This is a genomic window from Psychrobacter sp. CX97, assembly GCF_057396285.1.
On record NZ_JBXYJE010000005.1, the window covers coordinates 18,058 to 36,994 of the forward strand.

At 41.0% G+C, this 18,937-nt stretch carries 17 protein-coding genes and 1 pseudogene; 10 read left to right on the forward strand and 8 right to left on the reverse strand.

Features of this window, described 5'->3' with window-relative positions; genetic code table 11:
* The first annotated feature begins 84 nt into the window (after nt 1-84).
* The 4 genes and pseudogenes from AC2SLL_RS05235 to AC2SLL_RS05250 all read left to right on the forward strand — a co-directional run.
* The gene (locus tag AC2SLL_RS05235) at nt 85-1,386 is read left to right on the forward strand and encodes a valine--pyruvate transaminase (protein ID WP_486530632.1); all 1,302 of its coding nucleotides are present in this window, start codon (nt 85-87) and stop codon (nt 1,384-1,386) included.
* Nucleotides 1,387-1,687: 301 nt separating this feature from the next.
* Nucleotides 1,688-2,509, forward strand: coding sequence for an arylesterase (locus AC2SLL_RS05240; protein WP_486530633.1), 822 nt, complete (start codon nt 1,688-1,690; stop codon nt 2,507-2,509).
* Nucleotides 2,506-3,222 (forward strand): ABC transporter ATP-binding protein, encoded by a 717-nt coding sequence (locus AC2SLL_RS05245; protein ID WP_486530634.1) that lies wholly within the window; start codon nt 2,506-2,508, stop codon nt 3,220-3,222. The genes AC2SLL_RS05240 and AC2SLL_RS05245 overlap by 4 nt, the downstream gene beginning before the upstream one ends.
* A gap of 335 nt (nt 3,223-3,557) precedes the next feature.
* Nucleotides 3,558-3,911 (forward strand): annotated as a pseudogene (locus AC2SLL_RS05250) (endonuclease domain-containing protein); the annotation flags it as partial.
* Nucleotides 3,912-4,411: 500 nt separating this feature from the next.
* On the opposite strand, the gene AC2SLL_RS05255 reads toward AC2SLL_RS05250, so the two are convergent.
* Entirely contained in the window at nt 4,412-4,771 is a 360-nt protein-coding gene (locus AC2SLL_RS05255; RefSeq protein WP_486530635.1) for a VOC family protein, read from the reverse strand.
* A 125-nt stretch (nt 4,772-4,896) separates the two neighbouring features.
* On the opposite strand from AC2SLL_RS05255, the gene AC2SLL_RS05260 reads away from it, so the two are divergent.
* From AC2SLL_RS05260 to AC2SLL_RS05270, 3 genes are all read left to right on the forward strand, one after another.
* Complete coding sequence (locus AC2SLL_RS05260) at nt 4,897-5,646, forward strand: SDR family oxidoreductase (RefSeq protein ID WP_486530636.1); 750 nt, start codon at nt 4,897-4,899, stop codon at nt 5,644-5,646.
* Nucleotides 5,647-5,736: 90 nt separating this feature from the next.
* Entirely contained in the window at nt 5,737-8,454 is a 2,718-nt protein-coding gene (locus AC2SLL_RS05265; RefSeq protein ID WP_486530637.1) for an ABC transporter permease, read from the forward strand.
* Nucleotides 8,455-8,565: 111 nt separating this feature from the next.
* Nucleotides 8,566-9,603 carry a beta family protein gene (locus AC2SLL_RS05270; RefSeq protein ID WP_486530638.1) on the forward strand — a complete coding sequence of 346 codons (1,038 nt, stop codon included), beginning with the start codon at nt 8,566-8,568 and terminating at the stop codon, nt 9,601-9,603.
* On the opposite strand, the gene AC2SLL_RS05275 is transcribed toward AC2SLL_RS05270, so the two are convergent.
* From AC2SLL_RS05275 to AC2SLL_RS05290, 4 genes are all read right to left on the reverse strand, one after another.
* Nucleotides 9,566-10,153 (reverse strand): sce7726 family protein, encoded by a 588-nt coding sequence (locus tag AC2SLL_RS05275; protein WP_486530639.1) that lies wholly within the window; start codon nt 10,151-10,153, stop codon nt 9,566-9,568. The two genes, AC2SLL_RS05270 and AC2SLL_RS05275, sit on opposite strands and share 38 nt — an antisense overlap.
* A gap of 328 nt (nt 10,154-10,481) precedes the next feature.
* On the reverse strand, nt 10,482-11,561 hold the full coding sequence (locus tag AC2SLL_RS05280) for a hypothetical protein (protein ID WP_486530640.1): 1,080 nt from the start codon (nt 11,559-11,561) through the stop codon (nt 10,482-10,484).
* A 386-nt stretch (nt 11,562-11,947) separates the two neighbouring features.
* Nucleotides 11,948-12,145 (reverse strand): hypothetical protein, encoded by a 198-nt coding sequence (locus AC2SLL_RS05285; RefSeq protein WP_486530641.1) that lies wholly within the window; start codon nt 12,143-12,145, stop codon nt 11,948-11,950.
* A 76-nt stretch (nt 12,146-12,221) separates the two neighbouring features.
* A complete protein-coding gene (locus tag AC2SLL_RS05290) occupies nt 12,222-12,992 on the reverse strand; it encodes a lysozyme inhibitor LprI family protein (protein ID WP_486530642.1) in 771 nt (256 codons plus the stop codon).
* Between the two features lie 277 nt (nt 12,993-13,269).
* Here AC2SLL_RS05290 and AC2SLL_RS05295 point away from each other — a divergent pair, with 277 nt between their 5' ends.
* Complete coding sequence (locus AC2SLL_RS05295) at nt 13,270-13,467, forward strand: hypothetical protein (RefSeq protein WP_486530643.1); 198 nt, start codon at nt 13,270-13,272, stop codon at nt 13,465-13,467.
* A gap of 86 nt (nt 13,468-13,553) precedes the next feature.
* The gene (locus AC2SLL_RS05300; protein WP_486530644.1) at nt 13,554-13,688 is read left to right on the forward strand and encodes a hypothetical protein; all 135 of its coding nucleotides are present in this window, start codon (nt 13,554-13,556) and stop codon (nt 13,686-13,688) included.
* A gap of 46 nt (nt 13,689-13,734) precedes the next feature.
* Here AC2SLL_RS05300 and AC2SLL_RS05305 read toward each other — a convergent pair whose 3' ends face one another.
* The 3 genes from AC2SLL_RS05305 to AC2SLL_RS05315 form a co-directional block, all read right to left on the reverse strand.
* Nucleotides 13,735-14,790 carry a TRAP transporter substrate-binding protein gene (locus AC2SLL_RS05305; protein WP_486530645.1) on the reverse strand — a complete coding sequence of 352 codons (1,056 nt, stop codon included), beginning with the start codon at nt 14,788-14,790 and terminating at the stop codon, nt 13,735-13,737.
* Nucleotides 14,791-14,944: 154 nt separating this feature from the next.
* A complete protein-coding gene (locus AC2SLL_RS05310) occupies nt 14,945-16,726 on the reverse strand; it encodes an arylsulfatase (RefSeq protein WP_486530646.1) in 1,782 nt (593 codons plus the stop codon).
* A gap of 112 nt (nt 16,727-16,838) precedes the next feature.
* Nucleotides 16,839-18,098, reverse strand: coding sequence for an MFS transporter (locus AC2SLL_RS05315; protein WP_486530647.1), 1,260 nt, complete (start codon nt 18,096-18,098; stop codon nt 16,839-16,841).
* Nucleotides 18,099-18,406: 308 nt separating this feature from the next.
* Between AC2SLL_RS05315 and AC2SLL_RS05320 the strand changes: the two genes are divergently transcribed.
* The gene (locus tag AC2SLL_RS05320) at nt 18,407-18,904 is read left to right on the forward strand and encodes a cupin domain-containing protein (protein WP_486530648.1); all 498 of its coding nucleotides are present in this window, start codon (nt 18,407-18,409) and stop codon (nt 18,902-18,904) included.
* Nucleotides 18,905-18,937: the final 33 nt, after the last annotated feature.

The following is an 18,937-nucleotide window of genomic DNA, read 5'->3' on the forward strand; positions in this document are numbered from 1 at the left end:
CACTCATACTTCACATGGTACGAAGATACACAAGACACTATTTACTCAATATTAACTCAACTTAGTTTTATAACTGGCATGCTTATGAAGTTTTCTAAATTTGGTCAAAAGTTCATCCAACCTAGTTCTATCTCACAGCTTATGGATGATTTAGGCAATGCCTTGCAAAGCGAAACGCCTGTCAATATGCTCGGTGGTGGTAATCCCGCTCGCATTGATAAGGTTAATGACGCTTATCTACGCACTTATAAATCACTTGAAGATGGTGGTCTTAACAGCCCCGCAATGGATTCAATGGGCAACTACTCAAACCCTCAAGGCGATGCGAAATTTATTGATACCCTCGTTGATTTTTTTAATCGTCACTATAGCTGGGGGCTAACTCGTAATAATATTGCTCTAACCAATGGATCACAAAATGCTTTTTTCTATCTGTTTAACCTATTTGGCGGGGCATTTGAAGAGAATGGCGTGGATACTACCAAGTCCATTTTATTACCATTGGCACCGGAATACTTGGGCTATGGCGATGTACATATTGATGGTCAACACTTCATAGCGATTAAACCTGACATTGAAAAGGTCACGCACGAAGGTAAAGATGGATTCTTTAAATATAAGGTTGATTTTAAAACAATAGAAGAGCTACCGGCATTACAAAATGGCGAGATCGGCGCTATTTGCTGTTCACGGCCAACCAATCCAACTGGTAATGTATTGACCGATGAAGAAATGGCTCATCTGTCTAAAATTGCTGAAAAGTACAACATACCGCTCATCATTGATAATGCCTATGGCGAACCTTTTCCAAACATTATATATCCAAAAGTGAAACTGAACTGGAATGACAACATAGTGCTATGTTTTAGCCTATCAAAAGTAGGCCTACCTGGTGTGCGTACTGGTATTGTGATAGGCAATCAAAAGATTATAAAAACAGTCAGTGCCATGAATGCGGTAGTGAATTTAGCCCCCACTCGTTTTGGTGCTGCCATAGCAGCGCCTCTGTTTAAAACGGATGAGTTAAAGCACCTGTGTGATGATACCATCAAACCCTTTTACGCCAAGAAAGCCAAACGAGCCATTGGTCTACTAAAAAGTGAGCTAGGCGATTATCCTATGGCGATTCATAAACCTGAAGGGGCAATTTTCTTGTGGGTATGGTTTAAAGACTTGCCGATTACCACTGGCGATTTATATCAGCGTCTCAAAACCGAAGCCACTTTAGTAGTACCAAGCGAGCATTTTTATCCAGGCTTAGATGTTACCGATTTCCGCCATGCGCATGAATGTATTCGCATGAGTATTGCGGCAAGTGATGAAACATTAAAGGCAGGTATTGAGGTAATTGGTAAGGTTGTTCGTGACTTATATGATAATCAGTAATTGGTACTTTTAAGCCAGACAATAACTTTGAACCCTCTAACTCTTTGAAACTTCATAACTGTATAAGTGAACCATCCTAAAAGCGCTGCAAATCATGGCTTTAAGCTAGGCTATGATTTGAGGCTTTTTTATTGCGCTTAATGCAAATAGTTTATGTAACCAATTCAAAACAGCCTAAAACAGTCAAACTTGTTACCATGACTATAGTCACCTTATAAAAATACTCCCTTATAAAAACCAGCACCCTAAAATTAGACATCATCATGGAGTCCTGATGCTTTTCTCCTCAAGAAAACCCCACTTGAATAAATCTTTAGTAAAATCATTAAGTTTGGCACTTGTAACTACTGTTAGCCTATTGGCTTGTAGCCAAGCGCCAAATAAAGAAGCGAATAGCAATGCGCCTGTAGATAATACTGCCCAATTAGAATCTTTTAAGAATGCAACTGATTCTGTTCCACATGAAACTTCAGATACTAATCAAAATGGCATATCAAAATATTCCGATATTCAACGAATAGAACAACCCATTACCATTTTGGCATTAGGTGATTCTCTCACAGAAGGGTTAGGGTTGGCTGAGGAAAATGCTTATCCTGCCCAATTAGAAAAAGCGCTTAAGAATGCAGGCTATGTTAATGCAAAAGTAGTTAATTCTGGCCTGAGCGGTGAGACCAGTACGGGTCTCGTAAATCGCCTTGATTGGGCACTTAAAACCAAGCCTGATATTACTATTTTAACTATTGGTGCTAATGATGCGATGCGCGGTATTGACGTGGCAACAATAGAGCAAAACATTCGTACCGCTATTGAGCGTTTGCAAAGTGACGGTAGTGTTGTGGTACTAGGTGGTATGCAAATTTATGACAACTTAGGTAATGACTATGTCAAAGATTTTTCTGCTATTTACCCCAAACTTGCCAAAGAGTATAACCTTGCTTTTATCCCGTTCTTTTTAGAAGGGGTTGGGGGTGTGGCAGAGTTAAACCAATCTGATGCTATTCATCCCACAGCAGAAGGCTATAGTCGTATTGTTAATAATAATATTTTGCCCGTACTTAAGCCGACACTTGAAGCATTTGTAGAGAGTAAAGAGGCTGAGCCAAATGAGACAGCCCAATGAGTAAGTCGATGAGTAAAACGGTAAGTGACGCTAATTCAAGTAAGACTAACAAACCTCTATTGTATGCCAGTAATTTAAGTAAAAGTGTGCTGATTGGCGACACCAAAACTGACATTATCAAAGACGTTAATGTGAGTATTGGTGCAGGTAAGTTTGCGGTAATCATGGGTAAATCAGGTTCGGGCAAATCTACTTTGCTTGGGCTTCTTGCAGGACTGGACTACCCTGATACCGGAGAGGTTTGGTTAAATGGTCAGAATTTAACGAGCTTGAGCGAGGATGAACTGGCACAAAAACGTCAGCAAGATATGGGCTTTGTGTTCCAGTCCTTTCATTTGTTGCCGACGTTAACCGTTGCCGAAAACATTGCGTTTCCACTCGATATTGCCCGCCAGCCTGATGCCAATCGTGTCGAAGAACTGCTCGTTGCCGTTGGATTAACCCATCGTCGTGACAGCTTACCGCATCAACTCTCAGGCGGTGAACAACAACGCACCGCATTGGCTCGGGCATTGGTCGCTAAGCCAAAAATTATTTTTGCCGATGAGCCGACAGGTAACTTAGATGAGCAAAATGCGCAGCAGGTAATGAATTTACTACTTGAGCTACAACAACAGTCGGGGACGGCTTTGGTGGTGGTCACGCATGACCCTGCCTTAACGGAAAATGCAGATCAGGTAATTACTATTCATGATGGGCGGGTGTTGGGATGATAAGGATTGTAGTTAAGTTAACTTTCATAACCTATTATGTCACTACAATCTAGGATTTCAGATAACCAAAAAGCCCCTCTTTTAAAAGGCGGAAATTTATTCTTATAAAATGTGGTTTAGTCTAGAAAATCCATCCCCAGCCCTTCCTTTGGAAAAGGAAGGGGGCAATCTTTTGACATTCAGCTTAATATAACCGCTCTAGGCAAACTTTTTAAAATTTAAAGACGACAATCCTTACGTGAATTTCTAAGGTTTTAGCCCCCTTTCTCAAAGGGGGGTTGGCGGGATTATACGAACCTGACTTTACGCTTAAATAAATAAGGACTTAGACGCTACCTGCAAACCCGAATTTAAAAGAGCCTGCCCGTCATCTACGCAGTAATCAAACCGAAGCAGAACTACTATTGTGGTCTAAAATACGTAGAAAGCAAATTGCAGACGTACAGTTTTACCGTCAACGTCCCCTGCTGAATTATATTGTTGATTTTTACTGTCCAAAAGCGAAGTTGGTTATTGGGTGTGATGGTAGCCAACATTATACAACTCAAGGGTTTGAAAAAGATAACATTCGTGATAGTTGCTTAGCTGAATTTGGGATAATGGTTTTACGATATGATAATAGACAGATATTGACGCAAATACATGCTGTTGTTGATGAGGTTGTTAAGGGTCGGTTATTGGAGTTTTGACTTGGTCTAATAAATCCATCCCCTGTCCTGAGAAGCGTTAATAAAAGCTCTGGGAGACCTTTTTAGATTCGCAAGAGTTAAGCTATGCTTCATAGGGCGTCATCTTAATAGATATATATCGTGAATTGGTCTAGATAATCCATCCCCAGCCCTTCCTTTGCCAAAGGAAGGGGGCAATCTTAATAGGTTCATTTTTTAAATTTAGAGTTAAAGATTTTTAATCATTAATATACTTAGCTTTAAGATAAGTTTTTGTTGTACTCAAAGATGATGAGCACTGCTAAAAATGAGAATTTTGATACTTTGAAATAAGTTATTAAAGTCGCCCCTTCCCTTTTTTAAAGGGAAGGCTAGGATGGGATTTTGTAAGTTTATACCTTTCCTATAAAATAACCTATCTTTGTCAGGCTCATTGAACCTACTATTTATAGCGTTTGCACTCGCCTTTCTCGATAGGTTAATTTCTAGATTTGGTATTATTATGCTACTACACTCTTTTACTACTCATTACTTTCAGACCACACTGCAAGCTCATTACCACCTGGCTCGGTAAAATGAAAGCGATAACCGCCGGGAAATTTAAAGGTGTCTTTTAGGATATTGCCGCCATTTGCTACAATTTTATCATAGGTCGATGTCAGACTGTCACTGTAAAATACCAATAAAGCACCCCCGTTATCAGTCAAGTTCACTTTATCGGAGTGGTAAAACCCACCGTCTAAACCTTGGTTTTCAAATGCCGTATATTGGTCACCATAATCGGTAAACTGCCAATCAAAAACAGCAGTAAAGAATGCTTTGGTTGCTGCCAAGTCTGTTGAGGTAAACTCTACGTAGTTTAACTTTTCATGATGGTTCATAATTAAGTCCTTTTGTAGGTAGTCTGATACTGATAGGGTGCCTTGAATAAACATTCCCTAACTGTTCTATAGCACTAACACATAAAAAAGCTTAGCGGCTATCTTGAACTTATAAATGGAATAATATGCAATCTAAGAAAACAATATTACTTATCGGTGGCACCGGTGGCATTGGCAAGGCGCTACTAGAACGTATGAGTGATGATAATGAAATAATACAAATATTTGCAACGTATCACCTGCGTCAACCCCCAAAACAAAGCAGTGATAAAGTTGTCTGGCTGGCAATGGATGTGACCTCTGAGCCAAGTATTAAACAGGCGATTGAGCATATTAGCCACAAGGTTGACTATATTGACTGGGTCATCAATGCGGTAGGACTATTGCACAATGACACCCACCAACCTGAAAAAACAATCAGACAACTTGATCCAGACTTCTTTATTGAGAACATGACAGTAAATGCCTTACCGAGCTTACTGATTGCTAAGTATATAAAGCCACTGTTAAAAGCCAGTAAACCCAGTGACGCGGCGCCTGCTATTTATGCGACCATTTCCGCTCGTGTTGGCAGTATCAGTGATAATAAATTAGGCGGTTGGTACAGCTACCGAATGAGTAAAGCGGCTCTAAATATGGGTATGAAAACACTCTCAATCGAATGGAGTCGATCTTTAAAAAATGTCTGTGTGATAGTGATACAACCTGGAACGGTAGATACACCACTATCTAAACCTTTTCAGGCGAATGTGCCTCAGAACAAATTATTTAAGCCCGAACAGTGTGCGGACAATCTACTGAAAGTATTGGGCGAGTTGACCACAGAAAGTACAGACAGCTTTATAGACTGGGCAGGAAAACCAATAGACTGGTAGTAGGCTAATTGCCAACCTAGTTAAGTCTTAACGAGTCTTAATAAATCCCACTAAATATACCATCTACAATCGATAAACAGTTGCACCCCTATGAACACAGATAAGACCAACAACACGACGAATATCATACCCGCTCAATCTTCGTATTCCAATCTAGGTAGTAAATCGCTACAGCGCAGTTGGTGGCGGCATTGGGTGTATCCGTTGTTATTTTTGTTGGCGATGGTGCTGTCGTTATCGACCTATTTGACGCTGGATTCGATTCAGCAGTCGGTACGGGATTATGTGACTGATAATCAGCGGGCACTGGTCGGTGGTGATTTGATTTTAAGCAGTAAACAGGCGTGGACGCCCGATGTGTTAGATGCTGTAGAAGCGTTTGGGTCACTAACAGATTCAAAATCCGTTGATTCCAATACAGGTAATGTCGAGTCAACAGGCGTGGTCTACGATTATCAGTTTAATGCGATGGTGTCTAGCGTCAATCCTAATGGTAATGTTGGCAATGATTCAGATGCAACAACCCTCCTCGCCCGTGTAAAGGCAGTATCGAACCAATATCCGCTATATGGAAAGGTGGTTCTAGCATCAGGCAAACCACTTTGGCAACAGCTTGCGCCCAATACGGTAGTAGTGGAAACTCAAGTGCTGACAGGGCTAGAGTTGGCGGTCGGCGATAAAGTCAAGATTGGTGATGCGGTGTTTACCATAGCCGATGAGCTGGTCACTGAACCCGATCGTCCGTTGACCGCCTTTGGATTTGGCGCACGAGTATTAATGGCGGATAGCGATTTGGCAGCGACCAATTTGCTGGGACAACGTAGCCGAGTCAATTATCGCATTGAGTTGGCGGGGAATACTGATACAAAAGCGGATGCCATTGCCAATTTATACACCAAGCTTAAGCAAATTATTGACGCCCTGCCCGCCTCGCAAGATGTGAAAATGACCACGGCGGATGAGTCAGATACGTCGGTAACTGAGGTATCGGATAATGTACTGATGTTCTTAAAACTGCTGGTGATTGCGGTGTTGTTTTTATCAGCAGTGGCACTCTTGAGCGTGGTAAAGGCGTTTGTTGGGTTGCAACAAAACTCAAATGCCATTCGCCGTGCGCTCGGTGAGTCGGTGCGTTCAATTAAGCACAGTTATTATCTGCTATTTTTGGGGATGGCGGTGCTGGCATGTATTGCCTCAGGGTTGTTAAGTTTGGCAATGCTGAATGTTGGTGCTCAGTATTTAACCGCTATTTTGCCCCCTGATATTCAGCTGTCTATTAAGCTAGTAAGTTTAGTCAAAATAAGTATCGTGGCGCTGGTGATAACCCTATTAGTGGTGCAACAAAGCTTATATGCGGTGACCCATACCAAGCCGTCAGCGGTGCTAAAACAGTCTACAAGCAATACCCGCCAGCATCCGCCCTTATATTGGTATGGGTTAGTATTGCTGGCAAGTTATGGGCTACTCGCCTATGAGTTTGGTTCGCTGCTGACAGGTTTGCAGGTATTGGGCGGAATGCTGGTACTGGCAGGCAGTTTTTGGTTACTCGGTAAGGGTTGGCTGTGGCTGTTAGCGAAATTGATTGAGCGTGGCTTGTTTGGTAAGAGGCTTGTGGGTAAACAGTCGGGCTGGATGGCACGAATTGCCGTGCATAATTTATCCCGTAAAGGCAATCAATCGGGGCTGTTTTTTGTGACCCTCGCCTTATCGGTGGCAGTATTGACTATGATTACGCTCTTAAACCATAGCCTCAATAAACAATTTGTGCAAGCGTATCCTGAAGATGCGCCGAATTTGTTTTTGCTCGATGTACAAAGCGATCAGCATGATACATTAAACACGATGATTGACTCGCCGATTACTTATTATCCAGTAGTACGAGCAAGAGTGACTGAGGCAGGCGGTGTTGCTGCTGATAAAATTGTGGTGCCACAAAGTGAGGGTGATGACCCGACTCGGGTGTTTAATCTCAGCTATGCCGATAGCGTGATGGATACCGAGTTTATTAAAGAGTCGGTTGCGCCTGACCAGCTTTATGCACCGATTACGGCTGACTCTCAGGCTAATAATAAAGTAGGCAGTGAAGATGAGATAGTCCCGTTATCCATCTTAGACAGTGCGGCTGAACTACTCAATGTGGGTATGGGTGATCAAGTACGCTTTAACATTCAGGGTATTGAAATTGTCGGACAAATCACTAGTATCCGTGAGCGTTATGAGCGTGGCCCTAGTCCGTTTTTCTATTTCTTATTTGAGCCTGAGGTGTTGGCGGATGCACCACAAATTCAGTTTGCCACCACCAAAGTAGATGCCACTCAAATTCCCCAATTACAAACTGACCTTGTGCGTGCGTTCCCAGCGATTACCACTATTGATGGCGGGGCGATTGCCAAGCAAGTTCAAGGCTTTGTGAGTCAGATGAGCCGACTGGTGCAGGTGTTTACTCTACTTGCGATGATTACGGGGATTATGGTGCTGATTACTTCCTTGCTGTCTACTTCACAAGACCGCTTACGGGATAGTGCCTCGTTTCGATTGCTCGGTATGCAAAAGCGGGATTTATATAAAATTAATATGCTTGAGATTGGCTTACTTGGCATCAGTGCGGGAGCGTTTGCGGTGTTGCTCGCCAGTGCTACGGCATATGTACTAATTACCCAGTGGTTTAATTTACGCTTTAGCATTCCTTGGGATCGCTTTGCCTTGGGTGCGGTGTTGTTGGTAGCGGTGTTGTTGGTTATTGCGATTGGGTATGTGAGATTGGTGATTGGACGTGGGATTATGGCAAGAGTGAGAGGGATGGTTTAGGTTTCTTTCAAACAACACTTGAAATAAAATCAAATACCCCTATATAAGTAAGGCATTAATAACAAATAATTACAATTACAGACAATAAGGATGTTTTCAATGGAGGTTAAAGTGTTATACGTACCAATACTCAAGTCCAAAAGAGGAGAGTTTAATGCACTGTTAGAATTAGATGCACCAATTAAATCTCATATTAAACCAGTTATCACATTAACAAAAGAGAAAGCGGACTCTAGAGGACAATCATTAGCCAAAAATGTAGAACATAAATGGGGAAGCAATCCAATTTATATAGATTTAAACGACCCCTCTAATGTTTCTATTCAAGGCGTTAATCATATAGATTTTATTTTAAACGAATTTCATAATAGGAATTTAAATTATCATCCAGTTATTAACATACATAATCCTAATTTATCAATTATTAATCATGTGTTACAGCATAAATTACAATGCTGCTTAAAAATAAACATTCAATTATTTGATAATACCACTATTTTAAGTTTACAGAAACTTATTGATCAATTAACGGACGATGAGTGTATCGTAGATATTCTAATTGATTTTAGGTCAAATATTAAGTCTAATGAAGAAGCTCAATCTCATCATATTCAGACCTTTTACGATTACATCGTCAATAATTTTGTAGATAGTGTCAATCAAATAATTATAGCTGGTTCTTCAGCACCAAAAGAATTGTTAAGGGAAGATTATAATCCTTATGGGCATGCTCCTCGCATGCACTGGTTAGGCTTTCAAGAATTTTTACAAGGGCTTACTCAAGAGTCTAAACATCCAATTTTCTCAGACTATTCTGTAGTACATCCCGATGAATTGGAGCCTATAACATACGTTAATCCAAATGCTAAGATTAAATACACATTATCTGATCATTATTTATTTGCAGTTGGTTATCAAGTAAACACCCATGTCGATGGTTTTAATCAGTATCATGATATATCACATATAATTGTTAGCTCTCCTCACTTCTTAGGTGCTTCTTATTCATGGGGAGATAAATATTTGAGTGAATGCGCTAACAAAACTGCCACTTGTGGCAATATGGAAACTTGGGTAAAAGTAGGACACAATCATCACATAACATTTGTCGCTAGACAGAACGCCAGTCACTACGGGATTTCAATATAGCTCTGATATTATCTCTAATTTCATTTAAACTGAAGTTATCCACCACTAGTTGGTGGATTTCTTGTTTCTTTAGCTTTCTAATTCTCCAATCAACTTCTATTCTTTGAGCCAGTAAATTTAATATTTCATCCTTCCAAGCTAGTTTAACTAACTCAAATGAATCTATATTTTTATTTTCTTTCTCCCGACGTTCGGTTTTTAGCTTTATCGCTCCTCTTTTACCCTGTGTAGCTATTTTAACTCCCCACCATTCAGGAATGATTTCTATTGCTCTATCAGCATGCTTAGATCCTACAACCAAAGTGACTTTATCCATTACCGCAGAATACGCTTCAATCTGACTAGGTAACCTCAACAGATTATCCGAATCGCTCTTAAGCTCAAAACCATGAAGTTTACCATTTACAACAGCTATATCTATACGATTACGACCATAATTTAGACCCATCTCTTCCACAACTAGCGTTGATGGGTCACTAATATGGTTTTTAATAACTCTTTTCTTAACAGCGTTTCGTACGTCTTTATCAAGCATTTTATTAATTGACATAAATATAGAACCTAATGATTAACTTATAACCTTTTTAATGCAGGTCTTATACATTAACATGATTTTTAGAGAACTCTATTAATGTGTTTACAATAATTAATTTTATATTAAACACGTATGAACATTATCGTGTTTTCTCATTCCAGTAATAAACCTTGCATCGGAGGAGAAGTTTAGCCCTGATTGAAGCAGATATACCTGGTAAAACACAGGGATGCAGGCACTTGGCTAGAGGAGGTATCGCTGAGTCAGGAACGACTCTTGCCATTAGCGCCTGCCCCTATGTAAAGCAAGATAGTAGCGAAAAGCAGGAAATAGCTTCAAAATCCTATCGGCAGAATATACCTGTAAAGCAATCTATCCAGGTTTCCTCTTGCCAAGGATTAGGGATTTGCAACACTTCATCAACCCGCTGTCTGGCAATAGAAATATCTTGATAGTCATCACCATTGGGTTCGATGTCACCACGGCGCTCAGCGTCTGAGGTTTGCATAAACTTTAAGAATTTCTCAGCGTCTTTTGCCAACTGACTGTTGGGCTGATGCGACAACTCAATCATTGCCAAATTATCTTCCGGCTCGTAGAAGTAATGTATGGCATCGTCTGTCCATTCTGTGTTATCAGAACCATAGAATAAAGAGAACCGGTAGATGTTATAAAGTTGCTGGGCTTCTTGTTTATGGCGTCCATTTGGATAGCGCTTTAAATAATCTTCCCAAAACAAAGCGCGCTCTATAAGGTTTTCTAAAGAAACGACAATGGCCGCATCATTCCAAAAAATTTCCTGATTGTCCTTTGCCATACGCTCAAAGAAGGCACGGTCTTCTTTGGCTAAATATGGTGAAAACCGAGACATCATTGCTGATAAATCATGGCTAAACGTATAGTAGCCCTCGCCCAAATACTTAAGATAAACGTCTTCATCACTCTGTGATAATGTGAGTAAATATTTAAGATGTGGATTTAGCGTTGCCTGTTCAGTCTTTGAGAGGGTTTCGCCAGAGTCTACCTTGTATGCTAGATTACTAAAAACTCCGATGTCATCCTCATCCCGTAAGCCGTTGTCTAAAAAGCGGTTATACATCTTATCGTATTGTGTGAGTAGCTTGAGCGCAGTTTTACTGTCCGTTTTTTTTAGACAAGCAGGAAGCACTTCATTAACACTTTTAATAGCTTCTATCTTACTGTTATTACCGACTTGTGCCATCATGGCACTCTCGGCATCGCAGTTCGCCTTAGTTGTATCGACGTTTATCGCTGTTACCGTGCCTTTTTCTACCATGTCTTCTTTTTCAATACTCTCTGCATCATCAGCAGTTTCTATAGGTTTTGACTCAGCTTGGCTCGCATTTGTAGGCGTTGGTTTAGCTTGATCCAGTGCGTCGGACTGTGTATCACAGGCGCTCATACTGATCAATAATAGCGAGGTGATGAGGTATCGGTTCATTAGATGGGCCTTCATTAAATGTATCCAATCTGATTGATGGCTATGGGTTGAAAATAGTTTTAAGTAAGTAGCGTGGGTGTAACGAAGTGGAACCCACGAAGGTTAAATTCACACAGGTTATCATCCATACTACCAATTTTTTTAAACTTGCTTCGTGTATGCAACCCTGCCTAACACTGCAAACGTCAATTGGAGGAGCGGTTTAGCCGTGTCAGTAGCGGATATACTTGGTTGACCACTGGGTTGCGGTGACTTAGCTAGGAGCGGTATCGAGACAACAGGAACGCAACTGGCTATTAGTAACCGCCCCAGTGGGTAACCAAGATAGTAGCGAATGGCGCGATTAGCTACAAACCCTGCGAAATTTGTATCGCTCTAAGCAACTCTAATTTTAAAGACTGCGAATAGTCGTCTTCATACAAAATAGAATGAATAAGCTTAGCCAACAGGTCGTTATCAATCACATTATCGGCAACCCAAACGGCAATAGTCTCCATCACTAATACAAAATGACGCGCTAAGAAATTAAAGCCATTTATCGTCAAATATTAAACCCCATGTTTAGCTACACTGCACGCTATCTTTTTGCCTATTATAATGTACGTTTGATAACACACTTCCCTACTGCTTCTCAAACACTAGCCCATCAAAATAACCTCGCATACCGCAGTTTACTCTACGGTATTGTTGGTCAATATCTTTTACTAAAACCTGCGATTTACCCTGATAAACAGCAGGATACAATCTCAGTTCAGCAGGGTCGTCTAATTCATAACTGGTTAGTGTCCAGTGGTTCTCAGACCATTGAGCTAATTGATCCGAGATTGAGCACATATGTGCATTACTAAATATCATAGTGCTGTCGATAACGGCGAGATAAGGCTTTTTGGTAACGCTTAAAATATCAATGCTATTGGTTTCGTTGAATATATCGTACTCTTTTTTAGCGTCAGGATTATAGACAGATATCTGTGTTGTCGTGCTAAATCGACCAAAGGCATTAGACTTGGGTAGATTTGCTGGCGCAATGTCTTCAAGGTAGTCAATCGCCACACCTAATTTAGTCGTGCCACCTAGGTGCTCTCGATATTCACGAATTAGACAGGCTGTATCTTTACAAGTATTGCGCTGAAAGATCAGCCACTGGATTTGTTCAGCACGTGTTTGCTCTGTATAGTCGTACTCATTGTCTTTAGCCTCCTCCATATCGTCTGAGTATTGCACTGCCAACTCATCATCCAGTTTTGATAATTCGGGATTGGCACAGATTAGGTGTTCAACAGTGGTACTGGCTTTATGGCAGTCGAAACTAGCTGAGTGTGCGGGCAGAGAATATAGGCTCGCGCTTAGCAAGGTAGAGACGGCAATAGAAGTTAATGTCCATTTTTTCATAGCGTTTCTCTTAATAATGACGGATAAGACGGATACGACAGATAAGACGTGTATTTGAGATTATTCCATACCCTTTATGAACATTTGTGATGATAATTATTATATTTACTAGAAATAAACATAAACACCTAAGTTTACAGGCGTATACTAAAAGTGTGGCACTTATTGGCTCTGATGTCATTTTATGGGTCACGGCAACAATACTAATGGCTAGTACGGTAAGAAAGGCTAGTACAATAGGAACAGCTAGCAGAGCACAAACAAGGAGAATACTGTGATGGAACATAGTAATAAAAATACGGCAAAGCGTGTCAGTAAAGATTGGACTGATGGCAATCAAGATAAAGATATGGGAAAGTATAGCGATACTGATAGAGCATACGACTCTTGTGATCGTGTTATTCAAGACATTAATGAGGCAGTGGATCAGCAAAGTGAGTCGACAGATTGTGAAGATGGTGAGGAAGGATGCTGATAATGAGCTTGACCCAGCTATGACTAACCTTGCTCACTTATTAACTAAACTATACTGCCTATAAAGCTAAACGGCATCTTTCTGACATGGGTAAGCTTAATAAGTATGCGACACCAGATAGTGATCTGACACAGCGTATTGCTCGATACGGTTTTAAGGATGATGTGGGTATTGATGATGTGATAGGGATGGCGCATGGGGGTTGGATGAATGACCACTAGAAGAAGACACAGTGGCTACAGTCATAGCCACTGGTCTGTTAGACCTTCAACTCTTGCACGTTTTGCTTGCTGCTTGTGCCTTTTGGTACACACTATCCGCATCCACGCCTTTTTCTTTTAATTCGCTTAGATACTTTTCAGTTTCAGACTTGAGCAAATCCTTCCATCTAGGATCATTTAAGGGATCTGGTATTTCAACAATAGTATCGCCTTTTGCAATCGCTTCCTCTTTGTACTTAGCATCTTCACTATCAAAGACTTCACCTGCACGGCGAGACATTGCAGCTCCAGAATTATCATCGATTACTTTTTTTAGATCGTCGGGTAAACTCTCGTATTTGTCTTTATTCATGGTGGCAAAGATAGCAGGACTGTACAGCGGGATATCGGTATGCGTATTGAGAAGTTCATTTAACCGAAATGCGCCGACGCCATCCCAAGTAAAACTGACCCCATCAATAACACCACGTTGCAGTGAATTATATTGATCAGGTGCCGGTAGACCCACTGGCGTACCGCCTGCTGCTTCAATAATATTGATGGCTATGATAGAGGGACCTCTCATACGTAAACCCACCATATCTTCTGGCTTCTCAATGACCTTATCCACAGAGTGCAAAACGCCTGGACCGGCTGCCATCATAAATAATTGATGAGTATCGTCATACTCACTTGATATTACCTTGTCATCATACAACGTTTGTAAAATACAATTTAATTGACTTGAGGAAGTGGATAGTCCTGGAAGCTGGGTTATTTCAGTGAGTGGAAAGCGACCATTAACATAACCGGGAATTTGCACACCAATATCGACAACACCTTTCACAGTGGCATCATAGGTATTATCAGGCTTACTTAAAGTACTAGAAGGATATATTTCTACTTTTAGTCTGCCATTCGAATCTTCCTCTATTTGCTTAGCCCAAGGTTCGAATAGCTCTTTGTGGATGACCCCAGTGGCGGGCCATAAATGCGAAAAACGTAATACGGTTTGTTCTGTTGCTTTATCACCAGTGGCATCGGTAGCATTATCCGTATTACTACAACCACTTAAAGTGAGTAATACGGCTAGAGCGATAGTTGAATAGCTTAATTTTTTCATCATAAACTCCTTTTAAAAATAAACATCGATATTAAATAAGCTTTAATATCTAGTGTTTTAATGAATACATCCTTGATTCATTCAAAAATATTTCAGCACAGACACCCTACTACATTAGAGTTACTGGCTAGATTTAGTACTGTCTTAATCACATTCAAATAGCGTCTTCGCCCATATGTAAATAAAACTCCTCAGGATTCCTATAAGTTTTCATCTGTAGCTGACCATTAGATTTAATATATCCTACTTGTTTGGCATAACGCTCCCATTCGAGCACAAGCTCCTGCGTCTTTTTAGGGTATACGTTTGCTAAATCTACTAACTCAAGCTCATCCTCTTTTAAGTTATAAAGATGCCAATGCTTGCCGTCACCATAAGGGGGTGGCTGGAATAACACCTTCCAGTCTCCTTTGGTTAAGGATTTGTTTTCCATAATTTCAAAGCCAATGACATCATTATCACCCCGATGCTTAGCTGTGCTTGCCTCTGTGAGTATTTTGGCATACGATTTGCCATATAAAGGGGCTAAAGGCTGTCCGTTAATGCTAGTCGGGCGGGTACTGTTGGTCAATTCAAGTATGGTAGGAAACAAGTCGGTGACATGAATACGATTTTGCGTATCAATACCCCTTGCTTTAATGCCACGTCCAGAAACGACAAGCGGTGTTTTGGTACCGCCCTCATATGACGTCAGTTTGAAATAGGACAGTGGCGTATTAGCTACTTGAGCCCATCCTGCCCCAATAGATATAAAAGAGTTAGGACGTCCTATATTGTCGTAACTATTATCAAACTCTTTTTCGATTTGCTCTTTGGTATTAGGCGCATAAAACCAAGGCTGTTTGGGGTTGGCACCGTTATCCGACATAAAAAATACGATAGTGTTATCCCATTGATTCATGTCTTTAATTTTATTGATGACACGGCCCATCTGCGCATCCATACATTCAAGCATTGCGCTATAAACCTCCATGGCTCGTGCTTCCATACGCTGTTGTTCTTTGGGTAAGCTATCCCAATTAGGTATGTTACTATCGCCAGGGTTTAACGGTGTATTGGGTGCTAATAAACCCAATTCTTTCATTTTCTTTAATCGGCGTGACTTGGTGACTTCATAGCCAACATCATACATACCTTTATAATTATCGATCCATTTGTCAGGAACCTGAATCGGGTCATGCGGTGCAGTAAAGGCTAGATAAGCAAAAAAAGGATTGTCATCTGTTTGCTCCCCCAAGTACTGAATCATTTTATCGGCAAAGTTAATCGATGAGTAAAAATCCTCTGGTAAACGATCCAAGCGAGTATCATTTTCCACATAAAAATTAGTACCCCTCTCTGTACGTGACAAAGGACGCATATCCGCCCAGTGACTGGAACCACCCCCCATAAAAGCAAAAGATTTATCAAAACCTTGCTGGCTTGGGTATTTATCTTGACGGAAGCCTAGATGCCACTTACCTGACATATAAGTATGATAGCCATTAGACTGTAATACCTCTGCAATGGTAGTCACACGGTCATTAAGCCAGCCCTCATAGCCAGGTTGATTAAATTGATTGGTAGTGTGAAAAGGCGGCATATTGCCAAGACCACATAAGTGATTGTCAACACCTGTTAATAACATTGCCCGAGTTGGCGCACATAGTGATGACATATAGGAGTGACGAAATCTTACACCCGTATTACACAGCTGGGAAAGATAGGGCATTTTAGCTTCGCCACCATAAGGGGTAGCATCACTAAAGCCCATATCATCAACCACGACCACTAATATATTAGGTGTTTTTGGTTTTGAATTATTCTGTAGTGCTTTATCGCCCTTTAAGACTGTAGACGTACTAAAGCCTGTAGACGCACTAAAACCTGTATTAATCATTGCCATAGAACTAAATCCAATCATTGTTTTAAGAGTATCTCTTCGACTGATAACCATTTTATCCCCCTTCCTTGGGTTAATTTAATCCAGTTGAAATATGGTCCGCAGCATTTTACTCTGATGAATTTTCCGAGAAGGATGTCATTTGCTGCACCTTATACAGTTAACCTTAAGGTCTTACTGCTACTATCGATTCCGCGACTTTGCGAGGTGCTGTCTCTTTGATAAAGAAACTGGCTATCATACCAATGATGACGCCCACCAAACTTAGGTAAAATATATTCTCAATCCCATAGTTCTCAGCGATAACGCCTGACAATACGGGTGCGATACCGCCACCAAATATCTCGCCAGCCCCAACCACTAAGCCGATCGATGAAGCAACCAGTCCTGCTGGTGCAGACTCAGCGGCTAACGGTCCTGATAATAGCGCAATTAAGCCTAAACTAAAAAAAGATAGTACAAATAGCACACCGAATAACTGGGGCACGGAAGCAGAGGTGTTGGCTAAGATATAGATGAATATAGCAGAGCCTAAAAATCCTAAGATAGAGGCCATACGGCGGCCAATCCAATCGGATATAGCAGGTACTAAGAACTGACCTACAAACCCACCAAAGCCAATAGCAGAGACGATGATACCCATGTCTTGTGGGGTTAATTTTAGAAAGTTTTCAAGATATAAAGGCAACATAGCACTGATGACAAACACACAAGACATGGTACAGCACAGACCAACCATACTTAGCAAGATATTGCGGTTTTTAAGCAACTCAAACCAGCTTATCTTCTCTTGTGACACCATTGCCTTTTTCTCAGCGATGAGTATCTGACCGCCTTGTGTTTGTTCCGGTTCGCGTAAGACGAAAAACAGTAATACCGCTAAGATAAAACCGGGAATCGCTACCACCCAAAACACTTCGCGCCATGAGGGCACAACCAGCATTAATTGTGTGGCAATAATGGGACCTAAACCCAGACCAAACAGTGCAAAGCCACTTTGTTGTAAGCCTTGTAACGCGCCTCGGCGTGATGGTTTGGCCGCAACAGCCGTCGCCGCAAAACTGGTAGGACAAAACGCCCCTTCGGAGACCCCCATCAATGATCGAATGAGAATTAAGCTGGTTAACCCCATGGCCGCACCAGAAAGTCCTGACGCTAATGAGAACATCACTAGTGAGGCAATCAAAATTTTACGATGTCCAATTTTATCCGACAAGCTGCCTGAGAAAATCGCAAATACCCCCCATGCAATCCCTAGCGCACCGAATATTAAGCCGACATCTTGATAGTTTAGAGACAAGTCACGCATGATTGAGGGTAGTAATGGCGCAATAATCCAACGATCTAAGCCAACCAATCCGAAAGCCAACGTCAGTAGTACCACTACCTTCCATTCGTAGGCGGTATCCCATTTTAAAGTTTTCATCTTAATATCCTTTTAAGTGAATTTAGAAAAAGAAAATGAATCAATGTGTTCAACACTTAGACAGCGCTTGGATATCACTGATTTGGTTAGAGTTCTTTTTCATAGTATTCAAGAACTTCCTTGTTCCGATACTTATGATTATAAGCACATTAATTGTTCGAAAGCGGCAAACAGTCATGTTGCCATTTCGCACATTGTTTGCAGTGAATTATTGGCGTATGTTGTAAAAGTCAAGAGAGCTATTTTGAGCTTGATACTAAGGGATGATACTCACAACATTGAAGTACGCAGTCGTAAAGGAGACAGATATGGATGTCTATACCACTAAGTTAGGTAGCTTGGAAAACTACGAGAAAGGATCTATTCAAATTATTAAAGGTAAAAAATCCAATTATGCTTTTTCAAATATTTTTGAAGTAGCGTCTAATGCCCAGCCTTATGAAAAAACTATTGTCGGTAAGAACCTAAAGTTCGTCATTGAGAGTGTACGTGCAGAGGGTCAATCGCCATGGTACACCGCCTCACATGATGAGTTCGTCATCGCTATGGATGGTGCGGTAAGAGTGGATTTTCTGAAACTCAATGAGGATTCTGTGGTATCTGACGAGCAAGAAGGCACCCATCTAGCAGGCGAGCAACCCAGTGGAGAAGCAATGGGTTATGTCCTATTAAAGCAAGGTCATCAGGCTATCCTACCTGCGGGCACTGCTTATCGTTTTGAGACCTCTAAGCCTTCAGTGCTACTGATTCAGACTATCCAAGGCCCCCTATCAATCGAGAAATGGAATGAGATTTGTTTTACATAATTTTTTATTAGCTTTTTTTAGTTTATTAGCTTT

Excerpts from the sequence above, each read along its gene's own strand:
- AC2SLL_RS05235 (WP_486530632.1), top strand. The coding sequence starts at position 85 with ATGAAGTTTTCTAAATTTGGTCAAAAGTTCATCCAACCTAGTTCTATC.
- AC2SLL_RS05245 (WP_486530634.1), top strand. The coding sequence starts at position 2,506 with ATGAGTAAGTCGATGAGTAAAACGGTAAGTGACGCTAATTCAAGTAAG.
- AC2SLL_RS05255 (WP_486530635.1), bottom strand. The coding sequence starts at position 4,771 with ATGAACCATCATGAAAAGTTAAACTACGTAGAGTTTACCTCAACAGAC.
- AC2SLL_RS05260 (WP_486530636.1), top strand. The coding sequence starts at position 4,897 with ATGCAATCTAAGAAAACAATATTACTTATCGGTGGCACCGGTGGCATT.
- AC2SLL_RS05265 (WP_486530637.1), top strand. The coding sequence starts at position 5,737 with ATGAACACAGATAAGACCAACAACACGACGAATATCATACCCGCTCAA.
- AC2SLL_RS05275 (WP_486530639.1), bottom strand. The coding sequence starts at position 10,153 with ATGTCAATTAATAAAATGCTTGATAAAGACGTACGAAACGCTGTTAAG.
- AC2SLL_RS05280 (WP_486530640.1), bottom strand. The coding sequence starts at position 11,561 with ATGAGCGCCTGTGATACACAGTCCGACGCACTGGATCAAGCTAAACCA.
- AC2SLL_RS05290 (WP_486530642.1), bottom strand. The coding sequence starts at position 12,992 with ATGAAAAAATGGACATTAACTTCTATTGCCGTCTCTACCTTGCTAAGC.
- AC2SLL_RS05295 (WP_486530643.1), top strand. The coding sequence starts at position 13,270 with ATGGAACATAGTAATAAAAATACGGCAAAGCGTGTCAGTAAAGATTGG.
- AC2SLL_RS05300 (WP_486530644.1), top strand. The coding sequence starts at position 13,554 with ATGGGTAAGCTTAATAAGTATGCGACACCAGATAGTGATCTGACACAG.
- AC2SLL_RS05305 (WP_486530645.1), bottom strand. The coding sequence starts at position 14,790 with ATGAAAAAATTAAGCTATTCAACTATCGCTCTAGCCGTATTACTCACT.
- AC2SLL_RS05310 (WP_486530646.1), bottom strand. The coding sequence starts at position 16,726 with ATGGTTATCAGTCGAAGAGATACTCTTAAAACAATGATTGGATTTAGT.
- AC2SLL_RS05315 (WP_486530647.1), bottom strand. The coding sequence starts at position 18,098 with ATGAAAACTTTAAAATGGGATACCGCCTACGAATGGAAGGTAGTGGTA.
- AC2SLL_RS05320 (WP_486530648.1), top strand. The coding sequence starts at position 18,407 with ATGGATGTCTATACCACTAAGTTAGGTAGCTTGGAAAACTACGAGAAA.